Below are 24346 nucleotides of genomic sequence, written 5' to 3' on the forward strand. Positions count from 1 at the left end.
GGTTTTGATACCATTTTACTTAATTAAGTATTGCTATGAAATGGTGCCACTATAGGGTTAAATTTATAACCTTGCCTCAATCATAAGACGTTTCATGTCGCGTACTGCTTTTTCAAGGCCATCAATAGCTGCGCGCGCAATAATAGCGTGGCCAATGTTAAGCTCATAAATTTCAGGCATTGCAGCAATAGGTTTTACGTTATGATAATGAAGGCCATGCCCTGCATTTACAATTAAGCCTAAGCTCGCCGCGTATTTCACACCCTCTCGTATGTGCTCAAGCTCTTTGTGTAAATCTTCATCATTAGTGGCATCTGCATACGCGCCGGTATGAATTTCTACATATGGTGCACCACACGCTTTAGCTGCATCTAACTGTGCTTTATCGGCGTCAATAAATAATGACACTTTAATACCCGCATCAGTTAGTGTTTTAGTGGCCGCTTTAATTTTATCTACATTACCAGCCACATCTAGGCCGCCTTCGGTCGTAAGCTCTTCACGTTTTTCAGGTACTAAACATACATACTCAGGCTTTACTTCAAGAGCAATGTTAATCATTTCATCTGTAACCGCTGTTTCAAGATTCATACGCGTTTGAATCGTTTTAGCCATTACGTATACATCGCGGTCTTGAATATGGCGGCGGTCTTCACGCAAATGAATAGTAATACCATCTGCACCGGCGTGCTCTGCCACACTGGCTGCATGTGCTGGGTCTGGGTATGATGTACCACGCGCTTGGCGAAGCGTTGCAATATGATCAACGTTTACGCCTAAAAGAATGTCTTTCATTTTGTTACCTGTAAAATATGTTTATTGAGAGGCCATAAATAATTCACGGCTTTTTAATGGTTTATTACCCAGTAAAGGTTTTAGTAAATAACGGCTTAATTGTTTTGCCATATAGAGTACATCGCTTTGGCTAAAATCATGATTAGCAATCGCTTTGAGCTGCGCGCCGCTAAACCCTGAGCGCGTATCTTGTTGCATCAAAAAACCCAACTCAGGAAAGTAACTATACGTTTGTCTTTCATCAATTGGCTCACCACTGGCATCAAAGCTAAAGTCGACGCCATAGCCCAACAACTCTAATAGTTGAAATTCGTATGAGCGCAGCACCGATTGTAAATCGACATCGCTATTTAAGTTCTCTAGGTGAGTTTTGTAGAGCTCAAACACTTGTTCAAGTGGCTCGTTTACCGGCACAATGCGGTTAGTCAGCTCATTTAAATAAAAACCACAGTAAAGCTTATCCTTTGTTAAATATAAAGGATTACCGTGTAGCTCAAATTTATTAATGTATTTTAAATCGTACTTGCCACTGTAATGAACAAGCAGTGCCTGAAAAGGCTGTAATTGTGCTTTGTGTTTAGTGGCCTGGCGACCACTCACTCTGGCTAGCATTCTAAGCTGGCCTACGCCTTCTACCAGCATATCGAGCATTACTTGGGAGTCGCTATAAGGACGCCGATGTAATAGGTACGCTGTGTAGAAGTCGCTATCCATATTAGTTGGCTAAATGCTGGTTAATCTTCGCCATAGCCTAAACTTCTTAAGGCACGTTCATCATCTGCCCAACCCGATTTAACTTTAACCCAAAGCTCTAAAAACACTTTGTTATCGAGCATTTCTTCAAGGTCTTTACGGGCTTCACGGCCAATCACTTTAAGCTTTTCGCCTTTGTTGCCTATTACCATGCGTTTTTGGGTTTCACGCTCAACAAGAATTAACCCGTTGATATGCCAAACACCGTTTTCTTGCCATTTAAACTGCTCAATTTCTACAGTAACAGAATACGGCAGCTCTTCACCCATAAAGCGCATTAGCTTTTCACGAATAACTTCTGCCGCCATAAAACGCATTGAGCGGTCGGTTACATAGTCATCAGGAAAGTAAAATTCGCACGGTGGTAAGCGTTTAGTTACTTCGGCTTTAATTAAATCAACGTTTTTACCTTGCGTTGCCGATACCGGCATTATGCCCACAAAATCAAATTTGTCGCCAAGCATTTTCATATGCGGTAATACTAAGTCGCGGTCTTTTACTTGGTCTATTTTATTAATAACAAGTAAAACAGGCTTACCACTTTGCGATACTTTATTAAGTACCATTTCGTCATCGGCATTCCAGTGAGTGCCCTCAACAACAAAAATAATAAGCTCTACATCACCAATTGAGCTCGATGCAGCACGGTTCATTAAGCGGTTAATAGCGCGCTTTTCTTCAACGTGTAAGCCCGGCGTATCAATATAAACAGCTTGGTGTTGCCCTTCTGTATGAATACCCATAATACGGTGGCGAGTTGTTTGTGGCTTGCGCGAGGTAATACTTACTTTTTGCTCAATGATTTCATTAAGCAATGTTGATTTACCTACATTAGGGCGGCCAACAATGGCAACCATGCCACAAAACGTATCAATATCACCTTCATGAGGCTGTATTAAGGTATCAAGATTCATTTTTTAGTATCTTCAATGCTTTTTCGGCAGCTTTTTGTTCGGCTTTACGGCGCGAGCTACCAACAGAAATAATGCTATCCATACCTTCAACTATACATTCAACCGTGAACGTTTGATTGTGCGCTTGACCTTTGGTATCAACAACGGTGTAGCCCGGTAAAGATAACTTACGCGCTTGTAGATACTCTTGCAGCAAGGTCTTAGGATCTTTTTGATTAAGCCCTGGTGAAATAGCATCAAGTCGAGATTCGTACCACGCTAAAATTAGCTCGCCACAGCGGTCTATGTTTGAGTCTAAAAACACAGCCCCTATAATGGCTTCTACAGCATCAGCTAATGTTGATTCACGACGAAAACCACCGCTTTTTAACTCACCCGGCCCAAGGCGCAAGTAGTCACCTAAACCAAACTCTAGCCCAAATTCAGCAAGTGTTTGGCCACGCACAAGCGTAGATCGCATACGGCTTAAATCGCCTTCACGCGCTTTTGGAAATTTGTCGTACAAAGCATTGGCAATAACAAAGCTCAAAATTGAATCGCCTAAAAACTCTAAGCGTTCGTTGTGTTGACCTTTATGACTGCGGTGCGTCATTGCCTGTTCAAGTAAACCTTGATCAGCAAATTCGTAGCCAATTCGTTTATATAATTCTGTTACATTTTTTTTCATTGTTACTGAATATTACCTAGGCGTTCAAAACGAACACCAGTTGGAACCCATCCTGGTAAAACATCATCTGGGCCATTCTCAAATTCAAAACTCATCCATATAAAGACAGCTTTACCCACCAAGTTTTCTTTTGGTACAAAGCCCCAAAAGCGACTATCTTGGCTGTTGTCGCGGTTATCACCCATCATAAAATAATGATCAGCTGGTACAGTCCATTCATCCGAAGGAGTACCTGGTTGCTGATAGTAACGCCCTTTACGTTCAGGTGCGCGTGGGTTGATTAAAATGTCGTGCTTGAGTGTCGTTAAATCTTCATTTACTCGGGCAAGCGACATTTGGCCTTGTTTAAACTCATTATCGTTAATTAATTTAAAATCAATTTTATTAAACTCATTACAAAGTAGGTCACCCTGCTGGGTCTCGCCTTCTTTACAATTAGGTTGAATATATAAACGCTTATCACGATAAACGATTTTATCGCCCGGTAAACCAATAGCACGTTTTATATAATCTACTCTCTCATCTAACGGGTATTTAAAAACAACAATATCGCCGCGTTCAGGCTCGCCTACATCTACAAGCTGGCTACGCCATACTGGGTCTTTAATCCCGTACGAGTACTTTTGTACTAAAATAAAGTCGCCTACCAACAGAGTTGGCATCATTGAACCTGACGGTATTTGAAAAGGCTCAAAAATAAACGACCTAAAAATAGTAATAGCTGCAATCATCGGAAAAATCGATTTTGCAGTTTCTGTAATTGCCGGCTCAGGAGCAATTAACGCCGCTGTTTCTTCATCAAGCTGGCCACCGGCAGATGTTTGGGCAAGCGCCAAACGCTCTTGCCTTTTTGGCGCATACATTAGGTGGTCAATTAACCATATTAAACCTGAGCCTAACGTTAATAACACCAATAAAACTGAGAAATAACCAGCCATCTATAATCCTTTGTTTTTATTTACCAACTTTCAAAATAGCTAGAAACGCTTCTTGCGGTACTTCTACGTTACCCAATTGCTTCATTCGTTTTTTACCATCTTTTTGTTTTTGCAGTAGCTTTTTCTTACGACTCACGTCACCACCGTAACACTTAGCGATTACATTTTTACGTAATTGCTTAACCGTAGTACGGGCAATAACATGTTGTCCTATTGCAGCTTGAATCGCAATATCAAACATTTGACGCGGAATAAGCTCTTTTAACGCATCAGCAAGTTGGCGGCCGCGTGATTGTGCACTGTCTCGGTGAACAATAATAGCGAGCGCATCAACACGTTCACCATTGATAAGTATATCAACACGTACCATGTCTGATGTTTGAAAGTGCTTAAAGTTGTAATCAAGCGATGCAAAACCACGACTGGTTGACTTTAATTTATCAAAAAAGTCCATAACCACTTCAGCCATAGGTAGCTCATAAGTTACAGCGACTTGCTTGCCGTGATAACTCATTTTAGTTTGCATACCACGCTTTTCTACACACAGAGTAATAACGCTACCTAAAAACTCTTGCGGTACAAGTATGTTTGCCTCTACCACTGGTTCGCGTATTTCAACAATATCATTTACCGCCGGTAAGTCAGACGGGTTATCAATTTGACTCGTACCTTCTTTGGTTACTACTTCGTAGATTACAGTAGGTGCCGTGGTAATTAAATCAATATCGTATTCACGCTCTAAACGCTCTTGAATAATTTCCATGTGTAGCATACCTAAAAAGCCACAGCGGAAACCAAAACCCAGTGCTGTTGAATTTTCAGGTTCAAAAAATAACGACGCATCATTTAAGCTTAGTTTATTAAGCGCATCGCGGAACGATTCATAATCATCAGAGGCAATTGGGAACATACCTGCATATACTTGCGGCTTAATTTTTTGAAAGCCTGGTAAACGCGCTGGTGCCGCATTTTTTTGATGCGTAATCGTATCGCCCACTGGGGCGCCGTGTATTTCTTTAATACCGGCAATAACAAACCCTACTTCGCCGGTACGTAAAATACCCGTGTTGGTTTGTTTAGGGGTAAAAATACCCACGTGATCAGCTGTATGTACTTGCTCGTTCGACATTATTTTTATTTTGTCGCCGGCACGTAGTTCACCGTGCTTAATACGCACTAGTGATACAACACCTTGGTATGGGTCAAACCACGAGTCAATAATAAGCGCCTGTAAAGGTTGATCTTTTTCACCTACCGGTGGTGGGATATCCTTTACAATCATTTCAAGTACTTCAGCAATACCAACACCTGTTTTTGCACTACATTGCACAGCGTCTAGGGCATCAATACCAATAATGTCTTCAATTTCTTCTGCTACACGAAGCGGATCGGCTTGCGGTAAATCTATTTTATTTAAAACAGGGATTACTTCTAAATCCATTTCAATGGCGGTATAACAGTTTGCCAGCGTTTGTGCTTCAACACCTTGTCCGGCATCAACAACTAAAAGCGCACCTTCACATGCCGCTAAAGAGCGAGAAACTTCATAAGTAAAGTCAACGTGCCCTGGTGTATCGATAAAGTTAAGTTGGTAGGTTTCGCCATCGTTAGCAGTGTAGTTAAGCGTTACACTTTGCGCTTTAATGGTAATACCGCGCTCACGCTCGATGTCCATTGAATCTAACACTTGCTTTTGCATTTCGCGGTCTGTTAAGCCACCACAAACCTGGATCAAACGATCTGAAAGGGTCGATTTACCATGGTCAATATGGGCGATGATCGAAAAATTACGGATATGCTTCATAAACTGGATTCTAAACTTCTATTTTAATAGGCTAAGTACGAACACCTGAGTGACTTGAAAATACTTATTGGGTATAAGTGCTATATAAGTGGCTAAATGCGCTTTAGATAATCAAATTTTTGATTGCCTTTTTACCCTGTATTTCCAAGTTACTCTGGTATAAAACGGCAATTTTACATTTAATTGGCCTTAATCACCATCTATTTGCGTTAAAGGAAGGCTAATTGGATGAATTTTTATCACTTTTACATCATGCCTGAGTGTTTTTACTTTGCTTTTAGCTAAAAAGTAACCACCTACACCGCCCAAAGCGGCGAATAATATTTGCCATCCCTGCGCTAAAAGTAGTAATTCGGCACTAATAAATGCAAGCGTTAATCCTAAAAATAAAGGCAGCATGTATACAGCAAAAGCATGTTTGACTAAATGCGAATCATCTAATGAAAGCGTTACTTTTTGGCCCACTTCTACAGGAGTATCAAATTGATAGGGAAAGGTTTTTTTATCGCTACCAAAGAGTTTGGCAAAGACTTGCGAGCCACAGCGACCATTACACCCTTCGCAGGCTTTTTTTTGCTGGGCTTCTAAGTGGGCAGTGGTGCCATCTAGGGCAACCACTGTAAGTGTTTGTTCAATCATAACAACCCTTACGAATTGTTTATAATGCGCGAGTCACTGACTCAGCAATTGCCTTTGCGGTTTGGCTTGGCACATTACCAACAACAGATACATCAAAGTTTCCGCCATTATGCACATAAATTGTCGTTGCGCCAGAAGTTAATGATCCGCTTAAGCGGCGACCTGGTAGGGGGCGCTGTACAAAAACAGAAATTTCCACAAACCCATCAGAATATAAATAATAGTCAGTAAGTTCGTTGTTTAAATCAAGTTTATGGCGGTCTGATTTTAGTAATTTAAAGCCATTAGGTAACCAACCAATGCGCCAGTTTGTGGCATTACTTTTTTCACCTTCCAGTGCGTTACCTGGTAACGGCGTTGGAAAATTACGGTTGAGCACTTCTAAAATCATCGGTGCTGGTTGCTCTGTTACGCTAATATGGGTTAACTGTAGCTGCTCTAATGCTTCACCTTTGTGGTTAACATAAGCGGCTTTTAATAACAGCGATGACTCTGTATCAAGCCAAATCCAATAGTTATATTTGTATTCATCTTTTGATTCTATTCTCACCAGTTGCGCCGCTCGCCCTGCAATACGGCCTTTACCACCTAGCACAAAATCATATTGGCTGCTTAGCGCTTCAATATCTTTAAATAATACTTCAGGTATTGGCCCAGCAATGGAGTCTGTATTTATAGAATATGGCTGCGATTGCGGTTCAAAGTAGGTTACTTGGTCGTTAATTCTCACCATTTCTAAGCCCGCGCCATTAAGTAAACTTAAATGCTCAAGCTCTGTTTCACCTTGCTTTGCATGCACCCAACGGTAAGGTTCCATGGCTTTACCCTTTACCACCACAAAAGAGGCGTCAAAATTACGGGTATGCACTGCATTCGCCATGTTTAGTAATAAATCTTTGGCGGGATTTGTGTCGTTAGCAAAAACATTAAAGCTTAATACTAACGACAGAACAAAAGTGATTACTTTCATTTAATTAGTTTTTTTCCTCTTGCGCTTTGTCACTATTTTGCGCTGTTTGCAAAGAGTGTGCAACACGTGCTTGACGTTGATGCTCTAAAACTAACGCGCCAATGCGTTGTTGCTGTAATTCGCGTAAACCTTGCTCAGCGTTTTCAAGAGCAGGTTCTGAAGAATAACTCACCGGCGACGCCATACCTGTTAATGGGGTAGTTTGTAAAAGCGGAATTTCGCTTTCTTGCTCGCCCGCACCTTGCGGCAAGGTATTTACGCCAACAATGGCAAACATAGCTACGCTTGCAGCAATAGCAAGTTGTGCAACCGGCTTACGCCAATTAAACGCCACTACTTTGTTGTCTTGCTGCGCTTCACTGCGCTCGGTATCTGGAGCTTTGTTTGCTGTCGATTGGGTGAAATCGGCATACACAGGCTCACTTTCAAGTGCTAAGGCGATGTTATCGCTTATATCGATGTGTATGTCGTTGTTATTTTTTTGAGCACGCATCGCATCACCAATTAGCGCATATCGACCAAACGTAGCAACATCCTGATCAGAAATTTTACCCTCTGCAAGGTGTTGTTCGCCGTCAAGTAATGCTGATAACGTTTCGCTATCCAACTTGTTAACGTGTGCTTTTGTCATACTAAGACTCGCCTATTAATGGGTTTAATTTATTATCTATTGCTTCTCGGGCTCTAAAAATACGCGAACGTACTGTCCCAACAGGGCAATCCATTACCACGGCTATTTCTTCATAGCTCATCCCTTCGATTTCTCTTAGGGTAATCGCGGTTTTAAGGTCTTCAGGCAAACTATCAATCGTATTAAAAATAACAGCGCGTACTTCGTCGCTTAACAGTAAGTTTTCAGGCGATGCGTTTGAACGCATCGAATCCGCACCGTCATAAAACTCGGCATCTTCAGCGTCTATATCGTTTGCTGGCGGTTTACGGCCCTGAGCTACTAAATAATTTTTAGCACAATTAACGGCAATACGGTATAACCACGTATAAAAGGCACTATCACCTCTAAAGTTTGGAAGTGCACGGTAGGCCTTAATAAATGCCTCTTGTGCTACATCTGCAATATCGCCTTGGTTAGACACATAACGTGAAATTAACCCTGCAATTTTGTTCTGATACTTCTTTACTAATAGGTTGAAGGCGTTTTTATCTCCTTGCTGGACCCTTTTTACAAGCGCTAAATCTAATTCCTGCTCGCTCATTCGAGCCGGTACTCCTCTGTTTGATTCTTGCTGGTTATTCATAGTGTCGCCATTGTTCACAAATACTCTGACCTCTTTATGAATAAAAAGTTCTGCTTAATATTATTTTTTTATAAAATAGTCGTAAATAACGGCGCTAAGCCATTAAAATCACTACGTAGTAATATGACAAATATGATACAACTACATTATTAAAAACAAATATTGCTCTAATTTGAGCATTGTAACCGCAAAGTACCTCTGACATGAACCAAAATAAACATCATATTGCTGATGTCGCTATTATCGGTAGCGGCGCGGCGGGCTTATCTCTTGCATTGTCTTTAGCTAACTATTGTAATGTTACTGTGATCAGTAAAGGTGCCCTCACCGAAGGCTCTACACTGTATGCACAAGGCGGGATTGCCGCAGTATTTGATAAAAAAAACGACAGCATAGAATCACATGTTGAAGATACCCTTGATGCCGGCGGTGGTTTATGTGACCGAGAAGCTGTGCATTATACTGCAAGTAATGCGCATCAGTGTTTACAATGGCTCATTGAGCAAGGCGTTCCTTTTGATATGGAGTTTGATAGCAAAGGAAAAGAGCGCTTTCATTTAACCCGCGAAGGCGGACACAGCCATCGCCGTATTTTACATGCAGCCGATGCCACTGGTAAGGCCGTACAAACCACGTTAATTAGCCAAGTTAAAGCGCATAAAAACATTACCCTGCTCGAGCAATACAACGCCATCGATTTGATTAGTGATAAAAGCTTAGGTAAGCCGGGTTCGCATATTCATGGCATGTACGTGTGGAATAAAAAAGCAAAAAAAGTAGAAACTATTTCAGCTAAATTTGTAGCGCTCGCAACAGGGGGGGCAAGCAAGGTGTATTTGTACACTTCAAACCCTGATGTATCTAGCGGTGACGGTATTGCCATGGCGTGGCGTGCAGGCTGTAGGGTAGCCAATATGGAATTTAACCAGTTTCACCCCACTAGCCTTTATCATCCAGAGCTACAAAACTTCTTAATTACCGAAGCTATGCGCGGTGAAGGAGCGTATTTAAAGCGCCCCGACGGCACTCGCTTTATGAAAGACTTTGACGATAGAGAAGAGCTGGCACCGCGCGACATAGTAGCCCGTGCTATCGACTTTGAAATGAAGCGTTTAGGTGCAAATTGTGTATACCTAGATATTAGCCACAAAGATAAAGACTTTATTATTGAGCACTTCCCTACTATTTACGCAAAGTGTTTAAGTGTAGGGCTTGATATAACCAAAGAAGCCATCCCGGTTGTTCCTGCCGCGCATTATACGTGTGGCGGTGTAATGAGCGACTTTAACGGTAAAACCGATTTAGATAACCTATATGCTGTAGGCGAAGTAGCCTACACGGGTTTGCACGGCGCTAACCGTATGGCGAGCAATTCATTATTAGAGTGCATTGTATTTGCTCACGCTGCCGCAAAAGATATTTTAAGTAAACTTGAGCATGCGCCAGCACCACTTGCGCTGCCAAGCTGGGATGAAAGCCGAGTCAGTAATTCTGATGAAGAAATTGTTATTACCCATAACTGGCACGAACTTCGGTTATTTATGTGGGATTATGTAGGCATTGTGCGCTCAACTAAACGCCTAGAACGAGCACTGCACCGTGTTGAGTTATTACAACAAGAAATACATGATTATTACGCAAACTTTAGAGTAAGTAATAACTTATTGGAGCTTCGTAATTTAGTGCAAGTAGCCGAGCTGATAATTAGAAGTGCAATGCAGCGTAAAGAAAGCCGTGGCCTTCACTATACGATTGACTACCCTGAGCAAAATGAAAACCCAACACCCACTATTTTGATTCCACTTCGCCATTAATGGCAATCAATGCTGCGCGCTTTAAACGTGCGTAGCTTTGCTTATTTACGCCATTAGCTGAAATAATAAGCCATTGGCGTTTATTAAAACCTTTAATGTGTAACCAAACAGTAGTATTTAATATTTTTGTTTTAGGGGTTATTTGCCCCTGAACCTTTAAATTTTCGTTTTCAAAGCGTATTTGCTTAGGCTCTAAAATAATAACGCCACTTTCAGGGTGAATAGCCACTATTTTTTGCCATACCCAGTAAAACGCAATTGTATTTACAGTTATACAAACGACAATGCTAAAAAAAGAGCTTAAATAAAGCCCTAATACCACACTTAATAAGCAGAAAAACAGCACCACAGGCCGCTGTTCTGCTTTGTTATTTACTACCGTAAACCTATACACGAACTCGGTCTAAAATTAGCGATACCATGGTGTTAAGCTCAGCATCTTTACACTCTTCATGGCCCATAAACCATGCAAATAAATCAGGGTCTTCTTGGGTTAGCAAACGCTGAAATACAGCCTGTTGCTGTGCATTTAACGAATCATACGCCTGCTCTACAAATGGCATAAACAAAACATCTAACTCTAACATGCCGCGGCGACAAGCCCAGCGTATACGTGCTTTACTATGAATTTCAGTCATTTTAAACCTCATACTTAATTGTCCCGAGTTTAACAAATACCCGCCTAATTAGCAGCTATTAATCTGTGTTCAAATAATAAAAAACTGCCCGCCTTCGTTGCTGTACCCTAGGTTATAACTGCGTTATTATGTCTACTCATTTGTATTGCACAGAAGGTTTTTATGTCGAGCGTTTATGCATGTCCGTTATCTCACCAACTTATTAGCCTAACCGGTGCGGATAAATTGTCTTATCTTCACGGACAAATCACTCAAGATCTCAATAAACTATCTAACAGCAATTATTTATGGGCTGGTCACTGCAGCGCCAAAGGCAAGTTGTGGGGTGTGTTTAAATTATTTTCTCACCAAGATAGCTACTACTTAGCAGGTTCACAGCCTGAGGTAGAGAAGTCGCTCAGTGAGCTAAAAAAATACGCTGTGTTTGCCAAAGTCGATATTGATGTTTCTACGAACAGATTAATCGGGTTGATCAGTGACGATTTAACCCCAGTACTAGAAAAACTTGATATTCGTTTTTCTGATGACCAAACGGCCTGTGACTTCCCAAGTGGTAAAGCCCTTAAGTTAGCGCCAAATCGCGTTTTACTAATGGTTGATAGCCAATTTAGTATGCCAGATGATGTGTCTACATTAGATAACTGCGCGCTATGGCAAGAAGCCGCTATAAAAGCGGGCGAGCCACAATTAAATAGTGACGCCATTGGCGAATACGTACCACAAATGGTAAACCTTCAAGCGATTAACGGCATTAGTTTTAAAAAAGGCTGTTACACCGGCCAAGAAACGGTTGCCCGTATGAAGTACCTAGGTAAAAACAAACGCGCTATGTATATTGTTACAGGTAAAAGCGATGGCCTACTTGAAGAGCCTGAGCTTGAAACCCAAGTGGGCGAAAACTGGCGCCGCGCTGGTAAACTAATTGCCCAAAGCTATAACGAAAATAGCCAAACCTTATTTGGCCTTGTTGTGCTGCCAAACGATACACCAAGTACACACGTACTTCGTGCAAAGCACACCCCTCAGGTAGAGCTAAGCATTCTGCCTCTACCTTACTCTCTTGAAGATGAATAAATAGGAATGACTATGATCGTTGCACCAAACACAGTAGTAAAAATGCATTATTCAGTACTGGATAACGATGGCAATACCATTGATAACTCTTTTGATGGCGAGCCACTGGTTTTTATTATTGGCACAGGCTACTTAATCCCAGGGCTTGAAAATGCACTCCAAGGCAAGCAAGCCGGTGATACATTAAATGTAAAAGTAGAACCTGAAGAAGGCTACGGCGAACGTCACGATAACCTAATGCAAGCGGTGCCTAAGTCGATGTTTGATGGCATGGAGATTGAAGTGGGTATGCAATTTAGAGCGTCAACTGATGATGGTGATCAATCTGTGATGATTATCGAGATTCAAGATGAAGACGTTATAGTTGATGGCAACCACCCGCTTTCGGGTATTACCCTTAATTTTGATGTAGAAATTTTAGAGGTGCGCGAAGCAACCGAAGAAGAGCTTGCGCACGGCCACGTGCACGGTGAAGGCGGTTGTGGTCACGATCACTAATCATACCGCCGTTTATAAAAAAAGCGCCTAAGGCGCTTTTTTTATAACATATTGTTGTAGGTCGCGGTTTTTATTGGCGCCGGTTCCTCTAAAGGGGTTTCACTGGGTGTTATTTTACCCTCAAGCGCACGTAATAAGCCTTGCTGATCGTTTGTTCCCACTCGGTACTTAGTACCGTCTTTTAAGGTTAACTGTAGCGCACTAAACCCGGATACAGAATACACCCACCCATCATGCGTAATACGAATACCAATACCGTGGCGGTAAGAGTTTTGCACCGCTTTAGCCTCTACTATGTCAGCTAGTGCTAATCGTTGCCCCGCAACGCCAGGGCCAAAAGCCCAACTAATTGTTTGCTCGTCAACTTTTACAGTTAAACCATGAAACAAAAAACCGACTAAAACCAATACACCGGCAAATACCATTAATGGCACATCGGCGCCCATTAAGTTCCAGGCTAAGGCTACAAAGCCGCCTATCCATGCTAAAACAAAAAATATAAACACCGCATATTGTTTATGCTGATACATAACGCTCTCTTTATTATTAAAAACTGTACACCAACGTGGCGCTTAATTCTGAGTCGTATTTAAGGTTATCGTCTTCAGGTTTTGAATTATAACGATACATGTAGGCAAACTTTAACGATACCGCACCTATGACTTGGCTAATCAAAGCGGTTTCTGACTTCAAACGCGAATTTAGCCCCGACAAAGACTGCTCAATACTCACATCTTGATTAAAGCGCGTGCGCTTTGATACCAAACGCTCCCACTGCATTGCAATACGTACTAAATAACCAGTTTTGTTTTCATCTTCTTCGCTTACCTCTGATTCATCATCAGCGACAGAGCGATATAAGCCTGGGCCAATATCAATATCTACTTTATTTTTTACACCTTGGTAAACTCTGGCACCATAGCCGGTAGCCACCGTACTTTTGTAGTCTAGGCCACTAAATTTATCTTCTTCGTAGTCACCGTAAATAAAAAATGAAGAGTTTTTAACGCCCACTTTGTAGTTACCCTGTGCAGAGACAAAAATACGGTCTGCCGTTACATCGGTTTGCCCTGTATCTTCGTTTTGATCTCGTTTATACAAGGTGTCTAATTTAAATTGGTTACGCCAATTTTCGAAGTCTTGGTATAAATTCCCTCTAAACTTAAAGCTGGTAGAGTTAGTATTACCCTTACTTAAAATCAAGCCAAATTCCGTATCGCCATAGAGCATTTCGCCTTTATGTAGCTCGTGAATTTCTTCATCAGAGAGTTGTCCATATTCATGAAAGTCTTCAAATGGATCAACAGCCCAACAGCGGCTGCTCATTATTAAAAACACGAATAGTAAATACTTATGCACGGTAAACTCTCTTGCACATACAAACAAAACGGCTTACTCAGCGTGCTCTGTTTCTTTCCACAAAATATGACAAAACGGCGCGTCTTTATCACGGCTAATTAAAATTTTTGCAAATAACACATCTTCGTTTTCAAACTCTAACCCCACTAGCACTTGCACAAATAACTCCGGCTCTATTTCAAGTGCTACAAAGTCTTGCCATTGCTCATCAGGCTCGCCCTCTTCAATAAACCCAAGTTCTTCTCGGTATTCGTTAAAGTCTTCAACATCTTGTTCGCTAAGATTATTTGGCGCCAGCTCTAAAAAAATATCGTACGCTTGATGGGTAACTTCTTCTTCGCTATATAAACGTGGGCCTGACATGGGTAAAACCTCAATGCATTTTAAGTGCGCACATAATATCAAAACTCATCTGTGTTTTGAGAAAAAACAGCTAAAAATAATGACTTTTTTGTTACCAGCTCATGCGCAGTTAAGCTTAAATAAGATTCAAAGTGCTTTGACTAAAAAAGTTAAAAATAATTCAATTTATTTTTTATTATAAAACAAACCGTTACTTTACTTAGTAAGGCGTACATCATAAGCTCAAACACATAATAATAGGAGAGCGCAATGATAAAACTAGAAATACAACAAGGCATTGCTAACGTTATTTTAAGCCGCGCAGAAAAACAAAATGCACTTAGCTTTGATATGTTCATGCAATTAAACAGCACTATTAAACGTATAAAAAAAGATAATAGTGTTCGCGCCGTAGTAATAAAAGGTGATGGTGAGCATTTTTGCTCAGGGCTTGATGTGGCTGCAGTGATGGCCTCACCATTAAACATTGTTAGGCTGTTGCTAAAATGGCTACCTGGCAATCAAAACCTAGCGCAAAAAGTGGTACTGGGCTGGCAATCGTTAAGCGTACCTGTGATTGCGCAAATAAACGGAAATTGTTTAGGGGGTGGGCTACAAATAGCGTTGGGCGCCGACTACAGAATTGTTGATACCCACGCAAAACTGGCCATTATGGAAGCGCGTTGGGGGTTATGCCCCGATATGGGCGCTAATGTAGTGCTTGCTGGTTTATTAAAGCGCGACCAAGCACTGTGGCTGGCAAGCCACGCCAATCCTATTAGTGCACACACGGCCTACGAGCTGGGGTTAGTCACAGAGCTTACAGACAATACCGAACAGGCCACGCAGCGCATGTTAAATATATTACGTGAACGCTCCCCCGATACACTGGCAGCGATAAAGCGCGTTACTCAAAAAAGCTACACAACAAACCAACGACAAATTTTAGCTAAAGAAACGTTTAGCCAAATTCGCTTGTTACTCAATCCTAATACTAAAAAAGCAATTGCCAAAGCAAAAGGGAAAACAGATATAAGCTATGCAAATTCAAAGCGCTGGTAAGACTAAATTAGCATTTAATAATAGTGCGTATTTGCTAACGTTAATTTCTTTCTATATTAATGAGCCATTATCATGAAGTACTTGCTTAGCAGTGCAATTATTTTACTGTGCTTAGGGTGTGCTAAATTAATAATGCACTTAATTGGTGGCAGCTTCCCTGCACCGCTCCTTGGCATGGTTATTTTACTGAGTTTATTACTGTTAGGTGTAGTGAAAGAGCACCATATTAAACCCTCGGCCTCTCCTATTTTAAATATTATGCCAATATTTTTTATACCCGCGGGGGTAGGATTTATCGAGCACATTGCACTTATTAAGCTGCATTGGCCCTATTTGGTTTTGGTTATTTTGCTCGTCCCTGCCAGTACGCTTTTACTGGTAAGCAGCGTTGTTGGCTATGTTAAAGGTAAAAATAACAATGACTGAGCTGCACCTTACGCTATGGTACTTAACAACTCCCGCTATTATGTTGCTGTTTTTATTATTAAGAGCGTTTAATAAACACTGGCAGCACAGCATAGTAAAGTCGCTCACCAACCCGGTGTTTTTAAGTATTGCGATTATTGCCTTAGTGCTTGTTAATTTAAAATTACCTTATGCTGATTTTTCTAGGCATAGCCAACTACTTAGTTGGCTATTAGAGCCTGCTATAGTGGCACTGGCCTTACCTTTGTATCAGCAGTTTATACATGTAAGAAAAAATCTACTGTTAATAGTAAGCACCTGTAGCTTAGGTATTATTAACGCCACTGTGGTGGCTTTTATTTTAAGTATTTTATTTGATGTACCCGCCAATTTAAGCGCCTCCGTAGCTGCATTAAGTGTAACTACGCCTATTTCATTAATAGTTACTGAGTCTTTAGGGGGGATTAGCTCTCTTGCCGCAGCATTAGTTATATTTATTGGCTTACTAGGTGCACTCTTTGGGTTAATGCTCATTAAGTGGGTAGGTGTTAATAACCACCAAGCTCAAGGAATAGCAATGGGAACTGCGTGCCATGCTATAGGCACCGCAGCAGCACTGGACGAGCACCCAAAAATAGGCGCGTTTTCCTCGGTTGCTATGGCTTTAAGCGCATTATTAACCGCCATAATAGTCCCCGTGCTATATCCTTTTTTAGTCAACACTTTGCTATAGTTAGCAAAAAATAATTACGCAATATAAAGAGCCCACTATGATCAGTTCTGAAATAGAACAATTTGAAAAATACTACACCATGCTCACTGAGTATTTAGTTACCTACAGCATGCAAATTGTGGGTGCCGTTTTTATTCTTATACTAGGTTTGTGGGTGGCTAAAAAACTCTCAAATTTAGTCGCTAAATTGATGGCTCGTCACAACATCGATATCACGCTTACCAGCTTTGTCAGTAACGTGGTAAAAGTATTGCTTATTGTGATGGTTGTAGTGATAGCGCTTGGCAAAATAGGCATTAGTGTTACCCCCTTTGTAGCGGCTATAGGTGCAGCCTCTCTAGGTGCGGGTTTAGCCTTACAAGGAATGCTTTCAAACTATGGCGCTGGCCTTGCTATTATTGCCACGCGCCCTTTTGTGGTAGGCGATACCATTGAAGTAAAAGGGGTCAGCGGCCAAGTAAAAACAATTGAGCTGGGTTACACCATTTTAATTGATGAAGAAAAAGTAGAAATCACTATTCCTAACAAGCACATAGTGGGTGAAATTATTCACAACTCGTTTAGTTACTCGTTAGTTAAAGGAGAAATAGACATAGCCTATACTGCCTGCGCTGATACCGCTGTTAGCCTTATTGAAGAAGTGTTAAAGGCTCATGATCAGGTGGCTCAAAACCCTATTTCTCAAGTAGGCATAGAGCGCTTTGCCGATAGCGGCGTAACCATTAGTTATCGCTATTGGGTGCCTACAACCAAAATAATAGAAACCAAGCTTGCTATTAACGCAGGCGTTTATAAAGCCATTAATAGCGCTGAGATAGAAATACCCTTTCCGCAGCGGGTGGTTACTATTAAAGAACGCGACCTTTCTTAATAAAAAACAAAGCCGCTTAATGCGGCTTTGTTGTTTTATAGCTTAAAGCAGTAATAAACTGCCTAACCCTAAAAAGGTCACAAACCCAACTATATCGGTAACCGTGGTTAATATTACCGAGCCAGAAAGCGCAGGGTCTATTTTCATTTTGTCTAAAATAGACGGTATAACAACCCCAGCTAACGACGCAGCCACTAAGTTAAGCAATATAGCAACGGTAATTGTAATGCTTAGCATTATGTCGCTAAACCAAACAAAGGTGAGCGCGCCAATCACTAATGCCCACACTAAGCCGTTCACCGCACCCACCCGTAGCTCCTTTTTTAAAAGTGCATTGCGGTTAGAGTCGGTTACCTGGCCAAGCGCTAAACCGCGCACTATTACCGTTAAAGTTTGACTCCCGGCGATTCCGCCCATAGAGGCCACCACAGGCATAAGTACCGCCAATGCCACAACTTGCTCTATTGTTGCGCCAAATAAGCCAATAAACCAAGATGCTAAAAACGCAGTGGCTAAATTTATACCCAGCCAAATTCCCCGGTTTTTAGCACTTTTTCTTACACTGGCAAACAGGTCTTCGTCTTCGCGTAAACCACCAGCTTTGGCCGCAGCTTCGTCGGCAATTTCTTGGCGTAGTTCGTATGCCGAGCTAATGGTTAAACGCCCGACTAATTTGTTATCGGTATTAACCACCGGCATGGCCATTTTTTCACTGTGAATAACCACTTCTGCCGCTTCGTATAAATCATCATCTGCATGTAATGATGAAAAATCATAGTTTGCCAGCGCCAATAGGTTATCGCCTTCATCGGCTTTTATTAAATCATTTACTGCAAGTTCACCTATTAGGCTGCCTTGGCGGCTAACTAAATACACAACTTCGCTGTATTGTGGCAAACCTTTATGCAGTAATTTTTTAACGCCTGCAATTGTTGCTTTTTCAGTTATTTTTAGAAAGTCGAAACCAACCCAGTGACCTAATTGCTCAGGCGGATACTGCTGAGCAAGATCATATTGTTTCGTTTGTACTTCATCGAGTTGCTTTTTAGCATAATCAACAAAGCGTTCAGGAATAACCTCTTCAAGCTCAAGTAATTCTTCAACATTCACTTCATCTAATAGCGCGTATGCCTCGCTATCATCTAAGGTTTGTAGTAACCATAAGCAGCTGTCATCGCTCAGGGTGACAAATATTTCATGCTGCGTGTCTTTATCTAATAGCTGCCAAATTTCTAGACGCTGTTCTTTTGGGATGGCCTCAAAAAGTAGCGATAGGTGTTCAGTAGATAAATTAAGCTGTGCATCGGCTAAAAGCTGGCTTTTTTGCGTGTGTGTTTCGCATTGTAATAAATCGTTTATTAGCTGCGGTAGTTGGTCGACTGGATACTCAATCATCTTGAAACCTTAAATTTAAAAATGCACATTGCTTATAGTTTACTTGAACAATAAAAAATTGCAGAAAAAACCTAAACTTATTAAGACGCTTTAAGCTTTGATGGTTGAAACTGCGCTCATTACTTTTGCGCATTGTAGGGGCAAAAACACCAGCGATACTACTGTTTATTTTAAAAATTAAAAAAGAAATTATTGGCCTTATTTTTAGCCAAAAAAAAAGCCCATAACGCTAAGCTGTTATGGGCAAAGTCACACAATGAAAAAGGGGAATTAAAATCTATCGGTTAAGTTACGTATTAGGTCAGAGTCCACAAACTGCGTGACCATTGCAGCACCCCATGCATATGCACGTTGTATTGGGTAGCCTTTAAATATCCAGCGTTTACGAACATGGTTAAAACGCTGCAAATACTGCTGCTTAGCACGCGGCAAAGGTGTACTACTTAGCTTATCCCACGCTTTATATACGCCCGACATGTCAGAGCCGCGCATAAAACGTTGCAACCAACGCGAAAAGCGCGAAAAGCTAATGGTTGACTGAAAATCAATGATATAAGGCTTGCCATCGCTACCACATAATATATTGCCCATATTACGTAAATCTAAATGCACAATGCCTAGGCGGTGCATTTTTGCAACTTGGCGTTCAAGCTCAATAAAAAATTCAACAGGCAACGTCTCACCCTGGTGTATTAAGCTTCTAAGCGGCGTGCCTTCTATGTAGTCATACGCCACCGCTATCGGCGATAAACGGCTAAACCGATTAGCAACTGCATCAAGCTGTGCTAAGCGGCTCAACCCTTTAAATTCTTGATTTACAGAAAGCTTGGCAAAGGTTTTACGAATAAACCACGGGCTTTGGCTAAAGTCTTTTACTATTAAGTCAAACGTATCATCTTTGTACCTGTATACAATTGCGTTCGCAAAACGCCCTTTATGAACAACACTTAAATACTGTTGCATAAATACATGTTCAGGAAACTGCTGCTGTAATTGTGATAACAACTTATTTTCAATCATAACAAACCTAACAAGATGATGACTTTAATTGCCTAGGCAACCATATTAGCAAAGTTGGATTTGCCGCACAATTAGATCTAGTACTTAGCAGGCTAAGTTTTTATTGAAACAGTATCGCTAAATTGTTGATAATCTTTTTTAGAGATTTATGAAGGTGTATCTAGGTTGTTTATTGCTCGGTTTAGTAAGTCCATAACGCTGTGTTTTTCATTTTCAGAAAAACCGCTAAGTGCTTTTTCGTACACTTGATTTACTAAGGGCATTATTTGCGGATAAAGCGCTTTACCTTTATCACTTAAACTTAAAAGTGTAGAGCGCTTATCAAACTCACATTGTGTTTTTTCAATTAAGTCTTTTTCTTCTAAACGCTTTAACAAACGGCTCATCGCGCCTTTATCGTACACCATATGATCGCTCAGTCCGGCTAATGTGTTTACTGAGCCACGCGCTAATAGCACCACCACAATATATTGCGCAGAGGTTAAGTCCATACAATCGAGTTGGGCATCAATGTGTGTGGCAATTTTTGAACGTAAAAACGATATCAACCGGCCTAGGTCTTGCTCTGCTACGAGCGTTTCGGGGTCGGCGTTTTGTATTGAAGGCATACTTTGTTGCATATAAGGGTTACTCTGTTTATTCAAAATGCGTGTAATAGACTACACATAATTAATAAAATTCCCTAGGGTTAGCGTACTTTCAAAAATAAAAATTTGTTCTAGCTAGGGTCTGACATGTTTGGCGTTAATAAGCCTATGCCTTTGCAGCAACCTTAAAATATAAGCACAGCTTTACCAAGTAAAGGTACCTTGCTAAAAATTCAACCTCAAAAAGTAAACAGGCCCTAAACCATTTTGCATTTAAAATAAAAAGCCGCAATATAAGTTGCGGCTAGTAGTGGTTTATGTAATGCCGTTTTAAACCTTAAACTGCCCTATTAATTGTCCTAAGTTTTCACCGCGCCCTGCTAAATGCTGGCTAACCTCAGTGGTGGCTTTACTTGCTTGGGTTAGTTCATTAACAATTTCTTGAATGGCAAACACATTACGGTTTATCTCTTCTGTCACTGAGCTTTGCTCTGTTGCAGCGGTTGCAATTTGCGTACTCATGTCGTTAATGGTGGTAACCGACGTAGTCACAGCACCTAAACTTTGCGATATATCGCGCGATGACTCAACTGAGCGATTACAACTTGCTTGGCTCGCCTGCATGGCATCTACCGCGGCGCCCACTAAGTTATGTAATTCACTTAGCATTTCACTAATTTCATGGGTACTAAGTTGCGTACGACTCGCTAAGCTCCTTACTTCATCAGCCACCACGGCAAAACCCCGACCCTGCTCGCCGGCACGTGCTGCTTCTATGGCGGCGTTAAGTGCAAGCAAATTAGTTTGCTCGGCAATGCCACCTATTACACTAAGTACACTGTCTATTTTTTTAGATTGCTCACTTAAAGAGTTTACCTGATCAGCAGCTAGGTTAATTTCGCCCATAAGGTTGGAAACTTCACTTAGTGAAATATCTACGCACTCTTGCGCTTTTGCCACTTCTAGCGTTGCCGAATGAGTAGACTCAGCAACTTGCGTGGTATTTTTAGCCACTTCGTGAGAGGTGGCCGACATTTCGGTAATCGCTGTGGCAACTAAATCCGTTTCGTGGTTATGATTAAGCAGTTTATTTTCAAACAGTTTTGTTTGCGAATTGATATCGCTTGAGGCATTTTTTACATCATTAGTAACATCAGCCACATTACTTATAATGCTTTGCAGCTTGCTAACAAATACATTAAACGATTCGCCCAACTGCCCTATTTCATCGTGCGTATGTATAGCTAGGCGTTTTGTTAAGTCGCCTTCACCTTTAGCAATATCATCTAAGCTTTGGCCCATTATTTGGATAGGTTTAACCATAGCGTTAGACGCTAAAAGTGCGCCCACTACGCTAACCACAACCCAAAATAAGGCAATTAATAACAAGGTGGTTATTTTTTCGCGAGTATGCGATTGCATAGTTTGTTTATAATTTGCAAGCTCTGTTTGTATATCATCCATATAGGCACCCGTACCAATCATCCAATCGGTACCTGGTATCATTACGGCATACCCTATTTTCTCTACTAACCCGTTGGTATTTGGCTTTTGAAAATGGTAATTAAATGCCCCGCCACCTCTACGTGCTTGCTCTAATAATCCAACAATTATTTTTTTACCATTTGGGTCTGTCATCCCTATTTTATTTTGCCCTTCAATAGCACTTCCTAATAAGGCATGGAACACACTAACGCCGCGTGTGTCGTAAATAAAAAAGTAACCGTCGTCACCAAAAGTAAGCTCCCTAAGAACATTTTTAACACTTTGTGTTGATCCGTTATCTAACTGATGGCGTACCAACTTGCTTGCTATTTCCACTTCGGTGGCAAGTAGCGTGTGTTTGTCTTTAATGAGTTTAGATTTAATTGTTTCAAAATTTTGTTGCTGGTTTTGTGATTCTAAATAGTACGAGCTGGCCATTAAGCTAATTAATAACAAGCTCAACGGTAAAATAGCCAGTAGTAAAAGTTTATTTCTCAAGCTTAAGTTACTCATTAACTCTCCGGTGTAAATGCGTAAAGCATTAAATTTAGTAACTTTAATAAATACTTATAGAACAGGTTTAATAAGGTTAAACCCACTATATGGATATAATATTAACGCCCACATATAGTTTTGATAGAAGTGAAGTGTTACCAAGTTAATGGCATTATAAGATATATTATAATTTTTATATAAATCTTTGAACATACAAATGGCGCTACATTAGTCTAATGCTAACTATTTTTATCTATAAAATCAGATTTAATAACCTAGGGTTTTATCAAAACAATTTGAAGAGCTTGAGTACGAAACTTTTATGCTGCAGTAGCATAACGGTTTTCGTATAAAATTAGCCTGATATTCCACGCTTTTTATAATAGGATCTATGAATGAGAAAGTCGTTTGAATTCACGGTCAAATCAAACAAAATTAAAATAATTAATTATTGGTTTGGTGGCATTAAGTTATATGTAAATGGTGACTTGCGCGAGTGTAATAAAACGCTTTTTGCCTTTGGCAACAAAGCTTTGTTATCTGCAAACCTTGAGGATATTGGCACACTAGAAATAAAACCATTATCAGGACTGATTTCTGTAGAAATTGATGCATACCTTGTTAAAGCCGATGATATACATCATGTTTATAGCTCACATAAGCGCCTCAGCCTTAAACAAAAAAGGCTAGCGCAGTAAGTATATAAAATGCTGCTAAAACAAAGAGTATAAAAAGCCAAGGAAACTCCCCTTACTTAGCTTAGCTAATCATTAGCATAGTTAGACATAACTAGTTTGGCTTTATACTAAATGATGATGCAGCTGCAATTACTTACTCACCCAGCGCGCTTTAAAACCACGCGTATCAACATGTATAAATGCACCGCGATGCGATTTTGGCCCGTAAACACCTAAACCGCCAAGTAAGCCTTTAAATGATTCTCGCTTAGCGAGCGACTCCACTATACCAGCCATAGCTTGTGCATCGCCAATAGAGTGCTTGCCGTCGTTGTTTATATCATCCATACGGTAGTCGCCATCGTTATCTATAAATATATCGGCAGCGTCGCCAAACACATGGCGGCTAAGCTTTACGTTACCAATGGCTTTGTTGTAATAAGGGGTGCGGTAACCGCTCATTACCACCATATTTTTAACCGGTATGTTTTCTAAAATCAGCTCTTTGCGTATTTTTTCAAGTTTAAGTAACAACTTATTTTGTAAAAATAAGTATTTAGGGTGCTTACTTCGTTGCTTACTCACAAATTCTTTAAGAGAAAAATGCGGTGATATTTTTATATTTTCGTTCTCTGGGGTCACCTTTACAAAACCATCGGGCACTATGTAATGCTTACTATCTTTAATTTGTGAGGGCGTTGGGTAATGGCCAATGTGGTAATATTTAAGCTTTCCACCTTGTACTTCATCTGCAGGTACTTTAACAAACACATTAATTGTCATACGTTGCTTTTTGTCGGGGGATTCAATAATTACCCGTGTTAAGCCAGGCTTTTTAGGCGCCTGCCACTGCCAGCGGTTTGTATCCGTTAAGGTGGCGTTGCTATGGTTATTAATAAATGAATAGGATCGTTTTGATTGTGCGTAAAGCACTTCAAATTCAACTGCCTCATTAGGCATCACAAATACAGAAAACACCGAATACGGCATTACTATGTCGTTAATTTTTAGGCTAAACTCTGCATCTTCAAAATTTGCTTTATTTTGAATATCAACGCTTGGGTGTGCTTTTTTCACGGGCTCGGCGGCATAACTACCTACGCTTACGCAAAGCGCTAATATGCAGCCTAAAATACGTGGTATAAACGGCATAAA

Annotated in this window: 28 protein-coding genes; 8 read left to right on the forward strand and 20 right to left on the reverse strand. The window is 40.7% G+C overall.

The window, feature by feature from the left end:
• Positions 1–63 precede the first annotated feature (63 nt).
• The 10 genes from pdxJ to rpoE form a co-directional block, all read right to left on the reverse strand.
• Positions 64–795: a pyridoxine 5'-phosphate synthase gene (gene pdxJ, locus VOI46_RS12400; RefSeq protein WP_004586231.1), complete on the reverse strand. Its 732-nt coding sequence runs from the start codon at positions 793–795 to the stop codon at positions 64–66.
• Positions 796–816: 21 nt separating this feature from the next.
• On the reverse strand, positions 817–1509 hold the full coding sequence (gene recO / locus VOI46_RS12405) for a DNA repair protein RecO (RefSeq protein ID WP_024033080.1): 693 nt from the start codon (positions 1507–1509) through the stop codon (positions 817–819).
• Between the two features lie 20 nt (positions 1510–1529).
• Positions 1530–2462 (reverse strand): GTPase Era, encoded by a 933-nt coding sequence (gene era, locus VOI46_RS12410; protein WP_004586229.1) that lies wholly within the window; start codon positions 2460–2462, stop codon positions 1530–1532.
• Positions 2452–3129 (reverse strand): ribonuclease III, encoded by a 678-nt coding sequence (gene rnc / locus VOI46_RS12415; protein ID WP_004586228.1) that lies wholly within the window; start codon positions 3127–3129, stop codon positions 2452–2454. Before rnc ends, era begins: the two co-directional genes overlap by 11 nt.
• Before the next feature lie 2 nt (positions 3130–3131).
• The gene (lepB, locus tag VOI46_RS12420; RefSeq protein WP_004586227.1) at positions 3132–4067 is read right to left on the reverse strand and encodes a signal peptidase I; all 936 of its coding nucleotides are present in this window, start codon (positions 4065–4067) and stop codon (positions 3132–3134) included.
• A gap of 16 nt (positions 4068–4083) precedes the next feature.
• Positions 4084–5871: a translation elongation factor 4 gene (lepA, locus tag VOI46_RS12425; RefSeq protein WP_004586226.1), complete on the reverse strand. Its 1788-nt coding sequence runs from the start codon at positions 5869–5871 to the stop codon at positions 4084–4086.
• Positions 5872–6060: 189 nt separating this feature from the next.
• Positions 6061–6510 carry a SoxR reducing system RseC family protein gene (locus tag VOI46_RS12430; protein WP_004586225.1) on the reverse strand — a complete coding sequence of 150 codons (450 nt, stop codon included), beginning with the start codon at positions 6508–6510 and terminating at the stop codon, positions 6061–6063.
• Positions 6511–6529: 19 nt separating this feature from the next.
• The gene (locus VOI46_RS12435; protein WP_273587472.1) at positions 6530–7480 is read right to left on the reverse strand and encodes a MucB/RseB C-terminal domain-containing protein; all 951 of its coding nucleotides are present in this window, start codon (positions 7478–7480) and stop codon (positions 6530–6532) included.
• A gap of 4 nt (positions 7481–7484) precedes the next feature.
• Entirely contained in the window at positions 7485–8111 is a 627-nt protein-coding gene (locus VOI46_RS12440) for an RseA family anti-sigma factor (protein WP_004586223.1), read from the reverse strand.
• Between the two features lies 1 nt (position 8112).
• Positions 8113–8694 carry an RNA polymerase sigma factor RpoE gene (gene rpoE, locus VOI46_RS12445; RefSeq protein WP_004586222.1) on the reverse strand — a complete coding sequence of 194 codons (582 nt, stop codon included), beginning with the start codon at positions 8692–8694 and terminating at the stop codon, positions 8113–8115.
• Between the two features lie 245 nt (positions 8695–8939).
• On the opposite strand from rpoE, the gene nadB reads away from it, so the two are divergent.
• Positions 8940–10550, forward strand: coding sequence for an L-aspartate oxidase (nadB, locus tag VOI46_RS12450; RefSeq protein WP_004586221.1), 1611 nt, complete (start codon positions 8940–8942; stop codon positions 10548–10550).
• Here nadB and VOI46_RS12455 read toward each other — a convergent pair.
• Together VOI46_RS12455 and VOI46_RS12460 are read right to left on the reverse strand one after the other, a co-directional pair.
• Positions 10525–10944 carry a hypothetical protein gene (locus tag VOI46_RS12455; RefSeq protein WP_004586220.1) on the reverse strand — a complete coding sequence of 140 codons (420 nt, stop codon included), beginning with the start codon at positions 10942–10944 and terminating at the stop codon, positions 10525–10527. The genes nadB and VOI46_RS12455 overlap by 26 nt on opposite strands.
• Complete coding sequence (locus VOI46_RS12460) at positions 10937–11188, reverse strand: succinate dehydrogenase assembly factor 2 (RefSeq protein ID WP_004586219.1); 252 nt, start codon at positions 11186–11188, stop codon at positions 10937–10939. Before VOI46_RS12460 ends, VOI46_RS12455 begins: the two co-directional genes overlap by 8 nt.
• A gap of 162 nt (positions 11189–11350) precedes the next feature.
• On the opposite strand from VOI46_RS12460, the gene VOI46_RS12465 reads away from it, so the two are divergent.
• Positions 11351–12262 (forward strand): transcriptional regulator, encoded by a 912-nt coding sequence (locus tag VOI46_RS12465; protein WP_004586218.1) that lies wholly within the window; start codon positions 11351–11353, stop codon positions 12260–12262.
• A 12-nt stretch (positions 12263–12274) separates the two neighbouring features.
• Positions 12275–12760 (forward strand): peptidylprolyl isomerase, encoded by a 486-nt coding sequence (locus tag VOI46_RS12470; RefSeq protein ID WP_004586217.1) that lies wholly within the window; start codon positions 12275–12277, stop codon positions 12758–12760.
• Between the two features lie 41 nt (positions 12761–12801).
• On the opposite strand, the gene VOI46_RS12475 is transcribed toward VOI46_RS12470, so the two are convergent.
• Genes VOI46_RS12475 through VOI46_RS12485 form a run of 3 tightly spaced genes read right to left on the reverse strand, consistent with a single transcriptional unit; the run spans position 12802 to position 14482 of the window.
• A complete protein-coding gene (locus VOI46_RS12475; protein WP_004586216.1) occupies positions 12802–13290 on the reverse strand; it encodes a hypothetical protein in 489 nt (162 codons plus the stop codon).
• Between the two features lie 16 nt (positions 13291–13306).
• Positions 13307–14119: a DUF481 domain-containing protein gene (locus tag VOI46_RS12480; RefSeq protein WP_004586215.1), complete on the reverse strand. Its 813-nt coding sequence runs from the start codon at positions 14117–14119 to the stop codon at positions 13307–13309.
• A gap of 33 nt (positions 14120–14152) precedes the next feature.
• A complete protein-coding gene (locus VOI46_RS12485; RefSeq protein ID WP_004586214.1) occupies positions 14153–14482 on the reverse strand; it encodes an HI1450 family dsDNA-mimic protein in 330 nt (109 codons plus the stop codon).
• A 249-nt stretch (positions 14483–14731) separates the two neighbouring features.
• On the opposite strand from VOI46_RS12485, the gene VOI46_RS12490 reads away from it, so the two are divergent.
• The 4 genes from VOI46_RS12490 to VOI46_RS12505 all read left to right on the forward strand — a co-directional run bounded on the left by VOI46_RS12490 (position 14732) and on the right by VOI46_RS12505 (position 17532).
• Positions 14732–15523 carry a crotonase/enoyl-CoA hydratase family protein gene (locus VOI46_RS12490; RefSeq protein ID WP_004586212.1) on the forward strand — a complete coding sequence of 264 codons (792 nt, stop codon included), beginning with the start codon at positions 14732–14734 and terminating at the stop codon, positions 15521–15523.
• A gap of 72 nt (positions 15524–15595) precedes the next feature.
• The gene (locus VOI46_RS12495) at positions 15596–15949 is read left to right on the forward strand and encodes a CidA/LrgA family protein (RefSeq protein WP_004586211.1); all 354 of its coding nucleotides are present in this window, start codon (positions 15596–15598) and stop codon (positions 15947–15949) included.
• A complete protein-coding gene (locus VOI46_RS12500; protein WP_004586210.1) occupies positions 15942–16661 on the forward strand; it encodes an LrgB family protein in 720 nt (239 codons plus the stop codon). Before VOI46_RS12495 ends, VOI46_RS12500 begins: the two co-directional genes overlap by 8 nt.
• A gap of 37 nt (positions 16662–16698) precedes the next feature.
• Positions 16699–17532 (forward strand): mechanosensitive ion channel domain-containing protein, encoded by an 834-nt coding sequence (locus tag VOI46_RS12505; RefSeq protein WP_004586209.1) that lies wholly within the window; start codon positions 16699–16701, stop codon positions 17530–17532.
• A gap of 42 nt (positions 17533–17574) precedes the next feature.
• On the opposite strand, the gene VOI46_RS12510 is transcribed toward VOI46_RS12505, so the two are convergent.
• The 4 genes from VOI46_RS12510 to VOI46_RS12525 all read right to left on the reverse strand — a co-directional run bounded on the left by VOI46_RS12510 (position 17575) and on the right by VOI46_RS12525 (position 22532).
• The gene (locus VOI46_RS12510) at positions 17575–18927 is read right to left on the reverse strand and encodes a magnesium transporter (RefSeq protein ID WP_004586208.1); all 1353 of its coding nucleotides are present in this window, start codon (positions 18925–18927) and stop codon (positions 17575–17577) included.
• Positions 18928–19197: 270 nt separating this feature from the next.
• The gene (locus tag VOI46_RS12515; RefSeq protein ID WP_004586207.1) at positions 19198–19947 is read right to left on the reverse strand and encodes a hypothetical protein; all 750 of its coding nucleotides are present in this window, start codon (positions 19945–19947) and stop codon (positions 19198–19200) included.
• Between the two features lie 146 nt (positions 19948–20093).
• On the reverse strand, positions 20094–20555 hold the full coding sequence (locus tag VOI46_RS12520; protein WP_039972129.1) for a MarR family transcriptional regulator: 462 nt from the start codon (positions 20553–20555) through the stop codon (positions 20094–20096).
• 309 nt (positions 20556–20864) lie between these two features.
• Positions 20865–22532, reverse strand: coding sequence for a methyl-accepting chemotaxis protein (locus VOI46_RS12525; protein WP_004586205.1), 1668 nt, complete (start codon positions 22530–22532; stop codon positions 20865–20867).
• A 377-nt stretch (positions 22533–22909) separates the two neighbouring features.
• Here VOI46_RS12525 and VOI46_RS12530 point away from each other — a divergent pair, with 377 nt between their 5' ends.
• Positions 22910–23212: a hypothetical protein gene (locus tag VOI46_RS12530; protein ID WP_004586204.1), complete on the forward strand. Its 303-nt coding sequence runs from the start codon at positions 22910–22912 to the stop codon at positions 23210–23212.
• A gap of 129 nt (positions 23213–23341) precedes the next feature.
• On the opposite strand, the gene VOI46_RS12535 is transcribed toward VOI46_RS12530, so the two are convergent.
• Entirely contained in the window at positions 23342–24343 is a 1002-nt protein-coding gene (locus tag VOI46_RS12535; protein ID WP_004586203.1) for a D-Ala-D-Ala carboxypeptidase family metallohydrolase, read from the reverse strand.
• Positions 24344–24346 lie beyond the last annotated feature (3 nt).

The organism is Pseudoalteromonas sp. CuT4-3 (genome assembly GCF_035666335.1).
In the GTDB taxonomy this organism is placed as follows: domain Bacteria; phylum Pseudomonadota; class Gammaproteobacteria; order Enterobacterales; family Alteromonadaceae; genus Pseudoalteromonas; species Pseudoalteromonas atlantica.